General features: G+C 51.8%; 10 protein-coding genes. 8 read left to right on the forward strand and 2 right to left on the reverse strand.

What is annotated here, in order from left to right; translation table 11 throughout:
* Positions 1-7 precede the first annotated feature (7 nt).
* From KNP78_RS09960 to KNP78_RS09975, 4 genes are all read left to right on the forward strand, one after another.
* The gene (locus KNP78_RS09960) at positions 8-1,222 is read left to right on the forward strand and encodes a ParB/RepB/Spo0J family partition protein (protein ID WP_214823955.1); all 1,215 of its coding nucleotides are present in this window, start codon (positions 8-10) and stop codon (positions 1,220-1,222) included.
* Positions 1,219-3,783 (forward strand): SNF2-related protein, encoded by a 2,565-nt coding sequence (locus KNP78_RS09965; protein WP_214823957.1) that lies wholly within the window; start codon positions 1,219-1,221, stop codon positions 3,781-3,783. Before KNP78_RS09960 ends, KNP78_RS09965 begins: the two co-directional genes overlap by 4 nt.
* A gap of 277 nt (positions 3,784-4,060) precedes the next feature.
* Positions 4,061-6,145, forward strand: coding sequence for a hypothetical protein (locus KNP78_RS09970; protein ID WP_214823959.1), 2,085 nt, complete (start codon positions 4,061-4,063; stop codon positions 6,143-6,145).
* A 17-nt stretch (positions 6,146-6,162) separates the two neighbouring features.
* Positions 6,163-7,386, forward strand: a complete 1,224-nt coding sequence (locus KNP78_RS09975) for a ParB N-terminal domain-containing protein (RefSeq protein ID WP_214823961.1) — start codon at positions 6,163-6,165, stop codon at positions 7,384-7,386.
* A 68-nt stretch (positions 7,387-7,454) separates the two neighbouring features.
* Here KNP78_RS09975 and KNP78_RS09980 read toward each other — a convergent pair whose 3' ends face one another.
* Together KNP78_RS09980 and KNP78_RS09985 are read right to left on the reverse strand one after the other, a co-directional pair.
* Positions 7,455-8,075, reverse strand: coding sequence for a hypothetical protein (locus KNP78_RS09980; RefSeq protein WP_214823963.1), 621 nt, complete (start codon positions 8,073-8,075; stop codon positions 7,455-7,457).
* Positions 8,076-8,120: 45 nt separating this feature from the next.
* The gene (locus KNP78_RS09985; protein ID WP_214823965.1) at positions 8,121-9,245 is read right to left on the reverse strand and encodes an HNH endonuclease; all 1,125 of its coding nucleotides are present in this window, start codon (positions 9,243-9,245) and stop codon (positions 8,121-8,123) included.
* 358 nt (positions 9,246-9,603) lie between these two features.
* Here KNP78_RS09985 and KNP78_RS09990 point away from each other — a divergent pair, with 358 nt between their 5' ends.
* The 4 genes from KNP78_RS09990 to KNP78_RS10005 all read left to right on the forward strand — a co-directional run bounded on the left by KNP78_RS09990 (position 9,604) and on the right by KNP78_RS10005 (position 18,016).
* On the forward strand, positions 9,604-11,466 hold the full coding sequence (locus tag KNP78_RS09990) for an ATP-dependent DNA helicase (protein ID WP_214823967.1): 1,863 nt from the start codon (positions 9,604-9,606) through the stop codon (positions 11,464-11,466).
* Positions 11,467-11,508: 42 nt separating this feature from the next.
* The gene (locus tag KNP78_RS09995; protein WP_214823969.1) at positions 11,509-12,195 is read left to right on the forward strand and encodes a hypothetical protein; all 687 of its coding nucleotides are present in this window, start codon (positions 11,509-11,511) and stop codon (positions 12,193-12,195) included.
* A 156-nt stretch (positions 12,196-12,351) separates the two neighbouring features.
* Complete coding sequence (locus tag KNP78_RS10000) at positions 12,352-15,369, forward strand: UvrD-helicase domain-containing protein (protein ID WP_214823971.1); 3,018 nt, start codon at positions 12,352-12,354, stop codon at positions 15,367-15,369.
* Positions 15,359-18,016 carry a hypothetical protein gene (locus tag KNP78_RS10005; RefSeq protein ID WP_214823979.1) on the forward strand — a complete coding sequence of 886 codons (2,658 nt, stop codon included), beginning with the start codon at positions 15,359-15,361 and terminating at the stop codon, positions 18,014-18,016. The genes KNP78_RS10000 and KNP78_RS10005 overlap by 11 nt, the downstream gene beginning before the upstream one ends.
* The last annotated feature ends 142 nt before the right edge of the window (positions 18,017-18,158 follow it).

The raw sequence follows: 18,158 nt of genomic DNA on the forward strand, positions 1-18,158 counted from the left end.
AATGAACTTGAGAACAGAACAATCAATCGAGACCATCAATTTGAGAGGGCGCATCGGTCATGACATCATGAAGACCGACCAGAAGCGGAAGCTCGCCCTGAAGGGTGAGGTCAAGAGCTTCGACGTGTACAAAATCCCGCTCGACCTTCTCCTTTATAACAAACGAAACGGACGTATCATCAGCTGGATGAACAAACTCGAGTCCGAAGGGGTCGTCGTGGACGAGCTGTCAAAAGACGAGTACAACGAGAAGGTCGAGACGATGATCGTCGACTCGAACCGGACCGCCCTCGAGAAGACGAAGAAGAACATCAAGGCCCTCGGGCAGATCCATCCTGGTGTCGTACTGAACAACGGGACCGTGATTGACGGGAACCGGCGATTCACCTGCCTTCGTCAACTCAAGCGTGAGGACGGGGGAGACCTTTTCTTCGAGGCCGTCATCCTCGACCCCGAGGAGGGATTGACGGACGCCGACATCAAGCGACTCGAGCTGCGCATCCAGCATGGGGAGGAGCGTCCGGTCGATTATAACGCCATCGACAACCTGGTCGACGTCTATAACGACATCCGGATCAACCGTTACTTCACGACCAAGGAATACGCGGCGAACATCGGCAAGAAAGAATCCGATGTCAAGAAGATGCTCGAGAAGGCCGACCTCATGGTCGAGTACCTCAAGTTCATCAATGCGGAAGGCAGGTTCTATGTCGCACGTGAGCTCGAGCTCGACGGTCCGCTACAGGAGATGACCGGGATCCTGCGGAAAGAGAAGGATGAGGAGGACCGCATCCGGGTACAGGACGCGCTCTTCACGGCATTGAGCACCTCGAAGGACAGGGACCTCACCCGTTACATCCGTAAAATCGGGAAGGACATCCTCGGAAGCAAGAACCGTGAGGAATTCCTAGAGGAGTTCGAGGACATCGTGGACGACGTGCACGATGCCTTCCAGGAGAGGGAGACCGTCGACATCTCGACAATCCGTGAGGTGAACAAGGACCTCGAACAGGTTCGTTCCGAGGCATCTTACATCGTGAGTCGTCGTGCCGAGGAGACGGCCATCACACGTGCCCAGATGAAACCGGTCGACGCGTTGAACACCTCGCTCAAGGCGCTCGAGAACATCGACACAGAGCAGGTGTCGAGGATGGATGCACATACGAAGGGTGAGTTCGACCGATTGGTGAACCTGTTGCGGGAGAGACTGGACTCCCTATGAGGGCCGAGTCGGACTTTCGCCTCCTCGACCTGAAACCCTCATATTATACGAACCAGACGAGCATCGCGAACACCTTCTATGATCCGGTTCTATCGAACGCCGTCTCCTATGACCGTGTAAGCGGGTATTTCAGCGGGAAGGCGTTCGCGCATTATGCTAAAGGGATTCAAGGGCTGGTCCGGAACGGGGGAAGGATGCGCCTCATCATCTCCGAGGAGATTGCAGAGGAGGACTTCCTTCAGATGACCGAGGGATATCGTCTGAGACGTGAGCTTGAGGAGGACCTGTTGGACCGACTCGACGAGAAGCTCTCCCTCCAGGAAGAGGCGGACTTCTCGAACCTGGCCCATCTCATCGCGAGAGGGGTCGTGGACGTCCGGGTCGGCTTCATCCGTGCCGGACTGTTCCACTCCAAGTTCGGGCTCGTCAGGGACGCGGAGGGGAACATCCTCTATTTCACCGGGTCCAACAACGAGACACGCGCCGCCATCGAGCACAACTATGAGTCGTTTGACGTCACAGGGACCTGGCTGTGCTCAGACTTCGACCGTCAAAAGATTGACAGGGCCATCGAGGAGTTCGAGAGCCTCTGGTCCGACGGTTCGGGCAGACACGGTGTCCGTGTCAGGGAGTTCGAGGAGCTCGTGCTGAGTCATATCCTGAGAAGAGACAAGGGGAGGATCATATTGGACAAAGAGATGTTGTTGGACGACGCCCTGGTCCTGACGTTGGATCAGGGCAGGCTCGTCGTCCATGACCGGGTGGCGCCTGGCAAGTTACGTGCGAACGAGCGCACATTGACGAGGACGCTCGTCCCGTTCTGCGAAGGAGGATATCCTTCTTTCCGCTCAGACTTGACGTATGTGGAAATCAAGAAGGTGATCAGCCATCTGGAGCGCCTCGGCGCACGGCGGGGTTTCGAGGTCGTCGTCACCGAACGTCTCCAGCAATATCTGGGTGACCAGGAGTTCATGATCGAGGAGAGGGCGGAGTATGCGCGTCTCCTCAAGTCGTCACACGAGAAGGTGCAACAAAAGTACGAGACCTTCTCGAGCATTGTGGACAGGGAGCTCGAACGAAAGCTCCGGGAGCGGCAGATGCGCTCGGCCTTCTATATGGTCGAGATGCAGAAAGCGGCGAACTTCTCCGTGCCGGGTGCGGGGAAGACCTCGATGATCTATGGCGCGTATGCATACCTCTCCTCGAGAGAGGTGAACAAGGTCGAGCGGCTCGTCGTCATCGGGCCGAAGAACACGTTCATCTCATGGAAGGACGAGTTCCGGGCGAACTTCGGGAACAAGCGAGACCTCAGGGTACTCGACATCCATGAATCGGTCGAGCCGTTGCTCGCCCTGAAGACAGACGCACACCTCTATGACCTTATCCTGGTCAACTACGAGTCACTCGGCAAATATGAGCGAGTCCTCTCGGAGGTGATCGACCGTTCCACCATGCTGGTCTTTGACGAGGTCCATAAAATCAAGGGACTGAACAGCATACGCGCAAAATCCGCGAAGGCGTTGGCGCCCCTGGCGCCTTACAAGTTTGTCCTCACCGGGACACCGATACCCAACACCTATGAGGACATCTATAACTTCCTCAACATCCTGTACGGTGAGGAATACAAGTCATTCTTCAATTTCAAGCCTTACGAGCTAAAGGAACCGAACGAGTCGAAGGTCCAAGAGGTGAACATGAAACTGGCGCCGTTCTTCTGGCGAACGAACAAGCGGGAGCTCGGCGTGCCGGATGCGGATGACGACATCCTTTACAGAATCGTCGCAGACGACACGGAACAGCGCATCATCGACCTCCTCTATCGGAAGTACCGTGGGAACCCGTTCGCCCTGTACATCCGCCTCATCCAGGCGGCATCGAGCCCGGAGCTCGTCCTCCGGAACATCGACATGGCGGAGATGTTCGGGGAGGATGCGGCTGAAATCCCTCTTCTGGACGGGGAGGGGCAGCCCGATGTCTCCTTGGATATGGAGGAGATACGTCTCCTCAGGTCCGTCCGAGAGACACGGAAGTTCCGTCGTGCCATCGACACCGTCACCTCCCTCCACAGGGAGGGCAAGACCGCGGTGGTCTGGTGCATGTTCGTGCATACGATAGACAGGGTCCATGAGGAGCTCTTGTCGAACGGGATCAGGTCCGCCGTCATCTATGGCAGCACGCCACAGGAGGAGCGCGAGCGACTGATCCGTGCCTTCCAGAACCGTGAGTTCGATGTCATCGTCACGAACCCGCACACGTTGGCGGAGTCGGTGTCGCTCCATCATGTCTGTCACGACGCGGTCTATCTCGAGTATTCGTTCAATCTCACCCATATGCTCCAGTCGAGGGACCGGATCCATCGTCTGGGACTCCAAGAGGGACAATACACCCGTTATCATTACATGATGATGGAGGGCCAGCCCGATAGACAGAACATGGTCGATGAGAAAATCTACATCCGACTCAAGGAGAAGGAGCAGCGTATGCTCGAGGCGATCGAGAACGGCGAGCTCCGACCTGACCCGAACGTGAACTATGACGACATCGTCGCCCTGTTCGATTGAACCGATAGTCGAACGATTTAGATGGAGGAGGTCCGCCGAAGGCGCGGACCTCCTCCATTTTGTCGATTTCAAATAAACAGACGAGGTGGTGTATCGGGACAGATGAGTCATCGAAGAGATATCCCTCCTTTGTAAAAATGATGATACGTCCCCTAAAAATCAGGGAAAAAGATAGGAAAGTGGAGACAAAAAAATGAATACCTGGGTACTGGACCTAATACATGTATTCAAAATCGGACGAGATGCCGTCTGATGGTCAAGGGAGGAGGAATGAGAGATGAAAAGCGGGCCTGGGGAGCGTGGCGCACGAGCGGGTCGGACGGACAGGGAGCCATTCGAGAGGAGGGTCGCGAGGAAAGGAGTCGAGCATGTCTTCTATGAGAACGTATATGACGAACTCGGCGACGTCTTCTCCCTAGAAGAGGTGGCGACCCTTCTGAAGACCGAGAAGGATGATGTCGCCGATCTGCTCGAGAAATCTTCGAGGCATGGATTCGTCAGACCGGACGGTGAGAACTTCAAGAAGAGGACACGGACCTTGTCCTCGCTGTTGTCCTCGGATGACATCCCGGAGTCGGAGTTCGTTCGTGCAAAATTAGAGACCGGTCTGGACGACCTCGTGCTCGCCGAACGCCGTGGACTACCGCTCCGGACCTTCAAGAAAAACCTTAAGAGAGCTTTGGCGATGATGCCGGTGACGCATGTCTCGGACGCCCGACGATACCTCAACAGGTTCAAGTCCTATGCGTTCACCGAAGAATCGTTCATGGCGGTGTTCGCCGAGGACGCTCGGATGTACCGCTTCCTGTCCCTCAAGGTACGAAGCGACCAGCGGGATGTCAGAGGGATGTATGCCAGGTTGAACGAGGTGCAGCGCGAACGGTTCAGGCGTCACCTCTCTGTCTTCGTGGACCGTTCGGGAAATCTAGAAGAGGCCACCATGACCGGGGTCTTCGAGCATGTGTGCTGGATGAACGCCGGTCAGGCACACATGCCCATCGATGGATTGAAGACTCTCTATGACGCCTTTCTCGACGAGCAGTTCGATGAGTGGACGACCGAGAGGCTCAAAGCGGATGAGAGGAAGCTCGCATCCATCGCCTCTAGGTCGAGCCGGGTACTCTCCTCGGGCAATCGATATCGATTCCATGACGACTCGGTGCTCACCAAACGAAACCTCCAACGTCTGAGGGGAGTTCTCAGGCTGGAGCCCGGCTTCTATAGCACCGAACACATCTTCGGCCTCGACCCATCCCTCATGGAGGATCTGGACTGCATCACGCATGAAGAGCTCCATCAAATCATCAGACACCACGTCACCGTCAAGAACGTGACCATGGGACGCCTCCCCGAAATCGCAATCGGTGTGGACGACAAGTCGGTCTGGCTGAAGAGACTGGTCCGAAGACATGGGCCGATGGAAATCAGTGATTTCCTTGAAATCGTGCATGCGAGTTTCGGGCTGTCCCCTCGCAGCGTGAGACGGACGTTGAAGGATGCGCTGCCAGAACTCGTCTCACCGGACGGCATGATCGGGGTCACGATGTCGGGAGCGACGAAGCGAGAAATCGACTGGTTCTCGAGGCGTCTCACGAGGGACATCTATACCCTTGAAGAACTGGAAGGCATGTTCAGAGAGGTGGAGGATTTCAAGGCGAGGTTCATGAATCCCGTCTCCCTGGAACGTTGTGGCTTCACCCTACGGGGAGGCCTCGTCCTTCGTTCACACCACGATAGCGCAGATTCATATTTTAAAAAACTACTCGTCGCGAGCGACTTCTTCATCGTCCCGGACGAACCTGCATTCAAGACCGCCACTTTCAAAAGGGCGGTGAAGGACCTGGAAGATAGACATGATATCTTTCGGTTCGATGAACGGCAGTACATCCATCTGACAAGGCTCAGGAAGGCGGGCGTCAACAAGGGTGTCGTGAGGGGATTCATCAAAGAGGTGATCGAACACGTCAAACGACAGCAATGGGAATACTTCACTGTCCCGATGATTCATCACCAGGTAGAGTCGTCCTTGTGGGAGCTCGGTCTAGAGGATATCTTTTTCGAGGGACTCTTACATTCGCATCCTAAAATAGGGGCAATCAGGACCGGCTCAGGTGATATCTTTTATCTTGGGAAAGGGCCAAGGAGCCTTGGAGGTCTCTTCATCGAGCATCTCCCAGAGGATGGGGGCATGGAGCCCCTCGAGTTGAGAGAGGACATCGAGTCCTCCCTTCATCTCCTCTTTGACGAGAACGCCATCGTCTCGGCCGTTCGGGACCGAGGAGGTCATTTCTCTCCGGAGACAGGCAAGCTCTATCAGGACAAACAGACATTTCTGGACAGCATCTACTCGAATGATGAATGACAGGGGAGGGATTGGGCATGAGGACAGGAACAGGGAACATCGATCTCAGTAAACAAATTAGGAAGGATATTTCTCTTACCGAGCAGAAGAGGAAGCTCACATTGAAAGGGGAGACGAGGGTATTCGATGTGTATCGGATTCCCCTCGAGCACCTGGTCTACAATCGACGGAACGGACGAATCATCAGCTGGATGAACCGTGTCGAGTCCGAGGAAGAGGACATCTCGACCCTCGACAAGGATGAGTACAACGACAAGGTGGAGAAGATGATCATCGAGTCGAACAAGGTGGCGTTTGAGAAGACGAAGGCCAACATCAAGAATTTCGGACAGCGCATCCCCGGTGTGGTGCTCAACGATGGGACAATCGTGGACGGGAACCGTCGATTCACCTGCCTCCGCCATCTGAGACGAGACCACGGGATGGATGTCCTATTCGAGGCGATCATCCTCGACCCGAAAGAAGGGCTCTCCGATATCGACATCAAACGGCTCGAGCTCAACCTGCAGCATGGTGAGGAGCGCCCGGTGGACTACAATCCGATTGACAACCTCGTCGACGTCTATAATGACATCGTCGTCAATGAATACTTCACGGAACAGGAGTATGCGTTGAACACCAACAAGAAGCTCTCGGAGGTCAAGAAGATGGTCGAGAAGGCCAAACTGATGGTCGAGTACCTGGAGTTCATCAACGCCGACGGAAAATTCTATCTCGCGAGGGAGCTGGAGCTGGATGGTCCCCTCCAGGAGATGGTCGGCATCCTGAAGAACGAGAAGGACGAGGAGGAACGGATTCGAGTGACGGACGCGCTCTTCACAGCGCTGACGATCTCCAAGAACAAGGACTTGACCAGATACATCCGTCGCATCGGAAATGACATCTTGAAGGCACCGAATCGAGAGGCGTTCCTCGAAGAGTTCGACGAAATCGTTTATGATGTCGCCGACGCTTTTCAAGGAAAGGAGAAGGTCGACCTGGAGGCAATGAGGCAGCTCAACTCGGAAATGAAGGACCTGAGAGACGAGGCCGCCTCACTCATCGACCGTAGGGCCGACGAGACGGCCATCTCCAGGGCGAAGATGAGACCGATTGATGCATTCAACACGTCCCTGAAGACGCTCGATACGATCGATATGGACCATATCGGAAGGCTCGATCAGAAGAACAGGGAGGAGTTCATCCGTCTCATGGGACGGATGCGGGGAGTGCTGGACTCCTTCGAGGAACGTCTTTCATGATGGTTCGGCAATGACAAGGCTGTAAAACCGAAGAAGTCGCCGACATATGTGCCGGCGACTTCTTTTCATCAGACGACAGAGCGCCTCATGTTCTCGATGACATCGAACGTTCGTAGGAAACGGGGAGACAGGGAAGTGTGTGCGAACCTGGGTGCAGGTCTCCCGCCCCTGGCGGCCGTCCTCGCGACGACGGTCTCGATGTCGAGAAGATCAGGGAGTATCGAAGAGATGACGGCCTCGGTGTATCGGACGAACGGCATCCGGACACCCATGTGTCGAGGACTCGGATAATTGATGTCCTCCTGCAAGATCAACCAGTAGAGGAGCACCCTGGTCTGTCGACCCTCCAACCTGTGTCCTGCGATTTCGAACGGGGAAGGAAGGTCCACAGTCCCGGTCAGTCCATTTGTAGCCAAATCCTCTAGAAAACAGAGCATCGACTCGGCCCCGTCGTGTCCCGATATCTCGCAATACGTATGGACCGCACGGACCACGTGTGTATGCGAGGGGGCGAAATCGTTCAGATAGAGGCAATAATCACCGGTCTTGCCACCGCGTAACGCTCCAGGATATCGCAGTTGTAGGCCCGGGACATGTTCCTCCAAGGAGTATGTGTTCCCATGGACCTCTTGGACCGGCATCTTCGTATAAAGATTTTTCATGTATAGAATGTCATCTGCGAACGGCATGGACGAATCCTCCTGAATAATTTTCCTAGAGTCGAACAGATGTGTTCATCTTGAAGAGGTTTTAAAGATGTTCGCCCGATGAAGGTGCATGTATGCCTTGTTTCTCGGTATATGTGAGAGATGCATCATCTCGTCTATCGACAACCTCTGCCATTCCTGGCGAGGGAACATCTCTGAAATCAGAATCCTCCCATCGTCCTCGAACGTGATGAATCCTTTGTCGAACAATGCGTCGTGGGTGACGCAGAGAAGGAGCCCATTGTCGGGGTCTTGCCGTTGATGTTCGTCGGCGACCGACCATGGGATGATATGACTCGCGACCAAGAGGGGCTCGACCGCCATACCACACAGTTCACAGCAATCGTTTCTTTTCAGGAGTTCCCGTCTGAATCTTCCCTGTGTTTTTCGGAAAGATGCCATGCGATAACCGATACTCTCCATCTTCACCTTTTTCTTGTTGCGGTTGAGACTTTGTACCTGAAACGGTTCGACATGTGGGTCAAATGCTCGTTCGGCCAGGAAGCGGAGCCACTCCACAGGCGCATTTTCAGAATCAATCTTCCCATGCTTCAAGTCGAGCAACCACTCCCTGGTGACGGTCGTCCTCAAAACGGTGAATCGCCCGACCAGGTTCTCAAAATCCTCCCCTGTCTGATTCTCATTGAATCTCTCCAAAGTCAAGGCCTCTGAAGCGTCTAGTCCCTCGACGTAAGGTACGGCCAAGCCGATGTATTTGACGCTCCCGTCAGGAAGTTTCTCAAAGTAAAAGAATGGCACGATATGTTCACCAAATCCCTCGTATGATCTTCTGAAATATTTGATGAACGCCTTGTTTCCTGCTTGTTTCGTGGAGAGATGGTCTCTGCCAGGTTTTTGATTGTCCCCGTGATAAGTCAGAATACCGCTAGCTGTATCATAGACGTTTGGCCAATTCAGCTGTGCGCCACTGTTCACGAGTACAATGAACGCCTCTTCTTCAGATGACCCGTTGCTAGGATGTAACATGGTACGGCGAATCCCACCCATGTTACCGATTCCCCTGTATCCATCGAATTTGAAAATCCTTTGAATCGGTTCATCTCTCGTATAATTTCCTGTGTCACCAGAAAGGTACACTCGTTCAGGAACTAGGTTTGACATAGGTAAATCTTTAAAACTGACCGTATCCATAATGACTCCTCCCAAAAATACTTTTCTCCTCCTTCTCAGGACCTTGTGATAGGTCTCGGTACGAAGATGGAAGTTTCTCTTATTCATTATAGGTCGTTTCCTTTCCTAAAGGATGTCATATTTTTATCCAGGTGGTTAGGAGTCCCTATTTATCAATATTTATAGAGTGTATGATACATGATGAATATACATCTTCTTCCTGAGAATGGTTGATCAAGAGTCAAGACGGTGATAAAATAAACGAGAACATATGTTTCAAGGAGTGATCATTATCAAATTTATCAATCAAGTATTCAATGGCATCGATTCGATGACGGAGCACGGATTGACCCCACGCGAGGGACAAGAGAATCTGATGTTGGACATCGCCCAGGCGATGGAAGAGAACCAGGTGCTCATCGCGGAGGCGGGGGTCGGGATCGGCAAGTCCTTCGCCTATCTCATGCCTGGACTGATCCGGAGCTGGCAGACCGGGAAGCCCCTCATCGTCTCTTCGTCCTCTATACAACTGACTGAGCAACTCGTCTCGGACGTAGAGAAGGTAGGTCAAATCCTTTCGAAGCCATTTACCTACACGGTAGGGAAGGGGCGCACCAACTATTCTTGCTTCAAGAGATATGAGTCCGGTTCGAGTCGTTTCAAGAAAGACTTTTCAAGTATCGGGGCGTTGCAAGAGGCCTGGGGCGGGGAAGAATTGACTCCTTCTGAGAAGAGGGGCCTACAGGTGGAGTCCTGCCTGTTCAACCGATGTGAGCTCAGACATGCATGTGAATTCTACACCATGAGACAACGCCTCGCGGGACGAGGAGGGTCCTCGGTAGATTGTCTCATCGTGAACCATAACCTGCTCGTCGAAGACCTGAGGCAGAAGCTCTCCGGTCGCAAAGGACTCATCGAGGAAGGGCACGCCACCGTCATAGACGAGGCTCATAAGTTCGAGGACGTCGTGAGGGACGCGCTGAATACGAAATTGAGCCATCATGACGTCAAAAAGCTGAGACGACTTGTCGAAGATGTCCGGTTGAAGCGATTTGACATCGTGTCACTCGAACGAGACCTGCTCGACCTGTTCGATACATTCTATACCTACCTTTCCTCGAAGTACGGCAGAGAGGCAGAATATGTGCTCGATAACCGGCTCGATATCGCGGATGTCGTGCACGGTACACGGGAAATGATGAATAAGGTTCTTATTAATCTAGGTGCACTCCTGGAGGCGCTGACTTATCACGATTATGACGATTCGAGAGAGGACCTGTATGAGGAGACGGTCACGCTCGCCGAGACATTCCATACATATTTGGATTCGTTGTTGACGGAACGATCAGTGTACTGGGCGGTCTATGAGCGAGAATTCAGTCGGAGAGGCTTGTTCCTCTGCAGCGCTCCGAAAAACATCGATAAGTTCATACAGAAATTGTTGTTCGGACGAGGGAACTCGGTGATTTTGACATCTGCCACGCTTGGTACGGGAGACAAGACGACGGATTTGAAAAAATATTATGGGTATCAAAGGAGGACGCTAGGTCTGCCCGTGCGCACCGAATACAGTGATCCACAACCCTCCCCATATGACTATAAGAGCAATACACGTCTTTATGTGCCAAGGGAGGAAATCGACGTGAGAACGGATGAGTCAATCGAGTCGATCGCCTCAGAAATCAAACGGCTGGCCGATGTGTTCGAAGGCAAGACTTTGGTGTTGTTCACCTCGAAACGCCAACTCGACCAGGTCGACCTGTTGCTACAGGAAAAGAGCCAAGACGCGGCGTGGACTTTGATGAGACAAGACGGAACAAAGTCTGTCCGAACGCTCCAAAAAGAGTTCACGGACGGGGGCGGCAAGGTCCTCCTCGCGACGGGATCCTTCTGGGAGGGCGTTAATATCAAAGGGAATGCGCTCTCCTGTCTCATTGTCGTTAGATTGCCATATCCGGTACCTGACCCTGTGATTCAACATAAGACCACTTTGATACCTGGGACTGTCGAAGATGAGATGATGATTAAACTGAAGCAAGGAACCGGTCGGCTCATCCGATCAGAGGAAGACATGGGTGTGGTCGCAATATTGGACAGCAGGATCATCCGACGGCCTGAAATCCTAAGCTCCTTGGCGTTCGGTCCGATGCTTCGCGACATTCAGGACGTAGAAGCATTCGTTGAAGGTGAGATGGATCATTATCTTGATTCAAAAAAAATCACCACCATGGTCGAATACTGATGTTCAGGGTCGAGGTACCTACAGTAGGATGGAGGATGAGAGATGGTTCAAAAACTGATTGATTACTATCTAAAACGTTTGGAGCTTGAGCAAAAAGAGGAAGGGGGTATCTTTAAGAGGATACCCTCGATGCGAATGTTCGTCCTCTCGATTCTATTGAACCTCTCGGTCCTGGCATTCCCTGCCATCGTTCCTCGAATGGTAGAGAGCATGATAGCTCTCAGTCTGTGGTGCATCGCAATCGTGATGACATCTTACATGATGAGATACTACAATGACATGTCTGATAGAAAACTCAAACAAGCGAGAGTCGAGCGATTCAAGCGGATGAAGGGTGTTGTGAGCGGTGTCCTCGAACACGACTATCACATCCATCGATCGATCCATATCAGGGAGTTGGCAGATTTAGTCGCAAAGCGTGTTGCCCCACATGAGAATAGGTATTCATTGGACGCGGTGTACCTGACCGTGTTCATATCATCATCGATTTCTATCTTGAACTCCACTGCAGAGCTGCAAGCGACCCTCAAGTTCTTGTTTGTCTTCAGCACATTGATTCTGTTTGTCTTCGTGCGGTATCTGGTCTCTTTTTTTGAGATCGTCTCGAACAAGAGATTTAGTCAACTCGGTGTGTTGCATGAAATCATGGAGGAACTATATGTGGAGAGATTGATTGAGGAGTCCCGGGTCGAGGACCAAGCTTCTCGACGAGGGGGACCGGGGGAATGACGTGACTGAACCGGTGACATTGGAGGAGGGCATGGGTGTGACCATACCCTCCTATATTATGTGCGTTATTTTGGAAGGATGGCGAGTCTCGATGTCGAAAGGTATCGATGAGCCATATATCATTTGACGATATCAAATAATAGGGAGGTGCTCGGTATGATAGATATGAAAGAAGTCTTGAATTACATCGAGGGCTCCACAGAGATAGAACATATGTTGACGACCGATTATGTTCGATACAGACATCCCTACGTGCAGCAGGGGACGAAGAATCGTAGCGCGCCCCTTTTCACCACGGTACTATATGAGATGATTCTGGAGAAGCGGAGTCTACCTCGCTGTACGGAGTTCGAGGAAAAGTTCGTCGGCGATTACTTTCCCGGATCGAACCGTGAATCGGCAAAGAGTCAGGCCAATCTCGCCTACAAGGCGCTATTGACAGACATACACTTCTATTTCATTTTGCAGGAGACGGGAATCTTCGACTCGGTCGAGATGAGCCTTACCCATGACGTGTTCATGAAAAGTGACATCTTGCTGGGGTCCGGAGATTTCTCCATGGGTCTTCAACTATTCTCGGGTGACGCCGCATATGAAAGGACCAAGAGACTGTCATTAAAACGAATCGAATCTTTCACCTCCTACCCGATACATCTCTTTCGTTTGAAGTCGAGGAAGAACTGGAAGGATGCTGAAGGAAAAGCGTTGTCGCTATACGAAGAGGAGGACGCCTATGAAATCTTTGGAATCATGCAAGGGCATGAGGCAGGGATAGAAATGGACCTCGTCCCCGAGAAGGGGGTGGACCGGTACGCCCTTCATGAAGAAGAACACGCTATACAAGAGACCGACCGAACGAATGCACCGCGTCACTCAATCGTCTTCGGAGGAGACGTATCACCCTCGGTCATCGACTCGATGAGGATACGAGGAATCAAGGTCTATCACATCCCTGTGAACATCTCGGGCATCACCCCGTTCACTATCAATGATGGTGTTGGCCACCAAAGATATGCGAGCTATCTCAAGGAGCACGGTCATCTGGCGAACCGGTTCAACTACGACCAATATGTGGTGGAACACGCGGACATCGACGAGAGCATCACCATCAATGCGGGTGCGGGGAGCGGGAAGACGACGACACTCATCGCGAGAATCTTGTTTCTTCTAAATACCGGTGCAATCAAACACCTGGGAGAGGTTGCCATGATCACCTTCACGAACGAGGCGGTCAACAATATGGAGGCGGCACTTGCCAAAGAACTCGTCCGACTGACAAGGCAGACCGGTGACACAAGGTTCTTGAAACACTTGAACGAGTTGCGCAAGATGGACATCTTGACGATTCCCTCATTCGCGAAAAATATCTTGAACCAATATGGACAGCATATCGGTCTGGGCTCGAACGTGAGAATCAGTGGAATGACCATGGAGAGGAGGATGCTCATCGATGAGGTGATAGACGAGAAGTTCCGTGGTACCAATATCCAAGATGTCTTCTCGGGACTGTGGTATTATCGCGTCCGTGAGTTTGTCGAGAAGCTATGGGACAAATTTGAACAGAAAGGTCTCATTCATGAGGAACTTGAAAGGATGGACTCACCTAAAAATGAGCTCATCAGTTCGTTCGTCGCCACTGTCATCGATTCCGATAAGAGGCTCGACGAGCTCAAGAAGGTTTCAGATATCCTCGGGGTTTCTGATTTGACCCGGTACCTAAAGCGACTCGTTGCAGTCGACGCACCTCTCTTTGAGATGTCAGAACGATACAAGTATCTTCTTGTCGACGAGTTCCAAGACACAGACATCTCTCAAATATCGTTCATCGCGAATCTTGTCGCTTCGACGGATATTCGACTCATTGTGGTGGGGGATGTCAAACAAGGGATCTATAGATTCCGTGGGGCGGACTCTTCAGCCTTCACTGTCCTGCAATCCACTCTGGCGAACAAAGGGGCGCGACCACAGACGAGATATCAACTCGACGAGAACTTCCGTTCATCGAAGCGGCTCGTAGAGATGATGGAAAATCATTTTGTCGCATGGCGCTCTTGTGGACTGTTGCCGGGGGACGATGGGGCGATGTTTTCGCGGAAGATGGTCGAGGACCGAGGGGATGCGTTCTTCACATTGAAAGATGGAAGTGTCGACATGGATGAAATCAAGTCGCGATATGACGAGCTCCCTGAGAATTCGGTGCTGGCGATACTCGTACGCGAGAACTCCCAGGCCGAAGAAATCGGGAAGAAGTTGAGGCAAGACGGCAGTATAAAGAATTATGAGGTGAGGATGGATGGGACGCTCTTCCTTTCAGAAGCCGCCAAAGACCTACTGATTCTGTTGGGGTCTTGGATTTTTCCTAAGGACAAGAAGTTGATTTTCTCGCTCGATGGGACCGCCTTCTCGTTTCCGTCCGATCCGGTCAGGGTTAGAAGAGTAGGGGTGGAGGATGGGCAGGAGAGAATCGTGGCAGAAGAACATGTTGTCTATTTGGACAACATATGGTCTGAGGCACAGGTGAAAATGAAGCACCACCCCCTCCTGCCCGTCATCGACCATTTCCTCGAGAACTCCCGGCACTTGGAAAACTTACGTGGTGCGGGTGTTCCAGAGGCCGAGGTGAAGAAGTACGAGCTGAACCTACAAAAAATCTTGTTGCTGGCCCACGAGAAGTTCGCAGACGAACCCTTGGACATCTTGAAACTCTACAACTGGCTGGATATCCAAGTCTCCACCAATCGGGAGGACGACGAGGCCGACATCGAGGACTGGAGTTTCGAAGGGAACATCGTAAGGGTGCTGACGGTACACCGTTCGAAAGGACTACAGTTCGACACGGTCATGATTCCCTACACCTCGAAAAACATGGTGAAAGGGAGCTACGGTGACGGGAGTGATATCATCGTCTTTGCCGACGAGACGGGTGACATCGAGTATGGTTGGCGATTCGTCGACCAGGCTGCAAAAATAGACTTTATGACGGAGAACTATTTTTTGCTCAAGAAAGAGGAGGACGAGGAACAAATCAAAGAAGAATGCAGACTGCTCTATGTGGCCATGACGAGAGCGATATCCAGAATATTTGTCTATGAATACGACAAGGCGAAGGAAAATGATCCCCCACGTACCTGGGGAGACCTTTTACGGATGGGAGGACGCGAAGATGGGCTATAAAGTCATGACCTATGAGACGCCTGAACAGCTGATGCATCCGGCATCTCGGTTCGGTCCTTATCGAGATGCCATCCACATCACGGCAACGAATTCCTTGAGGGATGGCATGGAAGAGAGTAGCAATGAATTGTTCCGCTGGTTTCATAACCCTGTGATTTCTTTTGCGGATCTGTCAAGGGTGATGGGGGGAGGTTGGTATCGCCCTGGCACGGAGCTTCATCAGTTCGTTCTCCTCTCTGAGGCATTGCGTCTGCATGTTGAACAGGGGCATGTCGAACATCTTGATATCCACAGCGCCGTCGACAAGAATCAAGGCCAGCTCTTGTCGACCATGAGGACGCTAAGGGAAGCTGGTGTCCAATCGGACAATCTTTCCTTTCCCAGAGACCAGGTTTCGATGGAGGAAAAGACCTTCGTAAGGCTCTATGGTGCGATGGAGACATCCGGTGCGTTCAAAAAGTTTGATGATTGGATGACGAGGTTCGATGAGGACATCATCGGATGTTTCACAGACCTGCTCGAAGAGGCTTTGACGGAGAGGGGCAAGACGCATCCCCATATCCTCCATGGTGGGTCAGGGGTGGGACTCGGCGGTGATTCAGACTTAAGGGGTCTCGTGGAACGAAGATTCGCGCAACAGAAAAAAATCGTTCTCCATGGATTTTACTTCCTCCTACCGATACAGAAAAAAATCTTTGACATGCTAAGCCGAGAGGTCGAGGTAATCCACGTAGTGAATCACGTCGACGGCTTCAAGCGTGGCTTCGAACCCATCGAGCGATTCCTTGATTTCTCGAACACACCAAGTGAGAAGGCGTTGGATATCCCGTATCCGGTCAACATGCACGCCAAGCGCTATCTCGAGGCATTGAACGGAAGGTTCGAGGAGGGAGAGGAGAGCAAGGGTGAGGTCTATCGTTTCAAGAACCTCTATCAATTCAAGGAGTACGCGAGAAGAGATACACATCATCTGGTTTCACCGAAAGCCCATAAGATACGGGGATACATGTCTGACCTGGACGAGATGGGGAGGCAGCAGTTGTCCCGTTACCCGTTCGGACGTTTCTTGCTTGATATCCACAGGCTGAACAATGGTCGATATGACACAAGGTCTGATTCGTATATAAGTTCCGAGAACCTCTCCATCGAACGGATCCAGCGTATCTTCCAATCAGGATTCCTCCTCATCGATGGTGTCCAGGCGACATGTTACTTGAGACCGTTAATCAGGGTATCGAGGTTACTCGAACGAGAAAAAGAGTTTGATGGATGGACTCGAAAGTTGGACGAGTTGATTTCAATCAAAGAGGATATAGAACAAAGATTACGGGCAAAACATAGTGAGTTTGATGGTGATTTGGACCATAGACTATACGCACGTCCCCACGAGATGATAAGCCATCTGAATGTGAGCATCGAGGAAATCGAGGCGATCAAGAAAGGTTTACAGGTCATCCGGGAACTCTATCAAAAATTGTTCAAAGATGAGCGTGCGAACATCAAAGACTACGTTGAGGTACTGGATGATCATATCACTGGTGAAATCATGCCCGGTCTTCAAAATGCGGCGGATAAAAGAATCGCGGAGGAAGTGAGGGATTCTCTAAAAGAGCTACAGGATAGTCCTTTGGAGGCAGTGGACCGACGTGACCTTGTGAGGGGACTCGAGTTCTTCTTGGCTGGAAGACCAGAAGAAGATGAATATGAATCTGAGGTCAACGGACGTGAACAAGGTCAGAAGGGGGATCTCGTCAAAGCGATGCTCAACAGTGACGGGTTGCAGTTCTCTCAGAAGCGCCAAATCCACTTCTGTGTGATGGATCAGAAATCATTCCCATATACGCAGTCGATGAGTCTTTGGCCGCTGAAACCTGAGCGGACACAGTATCTCTTTGAGACGAATGTCGCGCTATCACAACTGAAGGTTCGAAAAGACCTCGAGTTCGAAATCGCATGTTATCTTCTATATCTTCTTATGTGCAACGGTGTCCATCTGAAATTCTCGTTCATCCAAGAGTTTGAGAAGGACAAGGCGCTCGCACCCTCGTTCTATCTTGACCTGATGGGACTCACCGAGGCCCCTCCGGATTCCATAGACGATAAGGATGAATCTGACGAGACGGAAGGTCAAGAAGTCGCTTCCCCTGTGAAAATTACCCTGACATCCAATGACCGAGTCTTCGTGGGAGCGGTCAAAAGAACGTATGAATATTGTAAGAAACGTGCGGCCTACAGTTATCTGTTCGATGAACGCCCCGTTTTCGAGAGCGAGTTCCACGAGGGTTTCGTATTCCAAAATCTTCTCTTGTTGGGCAGATGCGGGGACAGGGAGAGGGAGGCACGCTGGGATCGTCGTGTCAGTTCACTCTTCCCTCACCTCTCTGAAACGAAAAAAAAGATGTGGACTGCTAAACATCATCTCTATTGGGATGAACATCCATCAAGTCCGAAGGGGAAAAATTTTCATCTTGGTCAGGTGAGGTATGTCATCCCGCGAACGGAAGTCACCTTGTTCGGGACACCGTCAAGGGGACGGAACGTGTTTGATGGGACTGGTCTTGAACAATCAATCACTGCCACCCCGGGGCCACATTGTAAGTACTGTCCCTATGAGAAGATGTGCAGGGAGTCAGCTAGAAAGGTGTGACACTCATTTTTCTAGATGAAGCGATGTTGATGATGTCTCTGTCGAGACGAATCAAGCGAGTCTTGATAACGGCTAAAGGATTATATCGGTTCAAGTTTTGAGATATATCAAAAGGCACCAACTGGGTGAGTCAATTTACCCG

Source organism: Exiguobacterium sp. s28, assembly GCF_018618135.1.
GTDB classification, from domain to species: Bacteria; Bacillota; Bacilli; order Exiguobacteriales; family Exiguobacteriaceae; genus Exiguobacterium; species Exiguobacterium mexicanum_A.

Coding starts and splice junctions, on each gene's coding strand:
- KNP78_RS09965 (WP_214823957.1), top strand. CDS start 1,219: ATGAGGGCCGAGTCGGACTTTCGCCTCCTCGACCTGAAACCCTCATAT.
- KNP78_RS09970 (WP_214823959.1), top strand. CDS start 4,061: ATGAAAAGCGGGCCTGGGGAGCGTGGCGCACGAGCGGGTCGGACGGAC.
- KNP78_RS09975 (WP_214823961.1), top strand. CDS start 6,163: ATGAGGACAGGAACAGGGAACATCGATCTCAGTAAACAAATTAGGAAG.
- KNP78_RS09980 (WP_214823963.1), bottom strand. CDS start 8,075: ATGCCGTTCGCAGATGACATTCTATACATGAAAAATCTTTATACGAAG.
- KNP78_RS09985 (WP_214823965.1), bottom strand. CDS start 9,245: ATGGATACGGTCAGTTTTAAAGATTTACCTATGTCAAACCTAGTTCCT.
- KNP78_RS09995 (WP_214823969.1), top strand. CDS start 11,509: ATGGTTCAAAAACTGATTGATTACTATCTAAAACGTTTGGAGCTTGAG.
- KNP78_RS10000 (WP_214823971.1), top strand. CDS start 12,352: ATGATAGATATGAAAGAAGTCTTGAATTACATCGAGGGCTCCACAGAG.
- KNP78_RS10005 (WP_214823979.1), top strand. CDS start 15,359: ATGGGCTATAAAGTCATGACCTATGAGACGCCTGAACAGCTGATGCAT.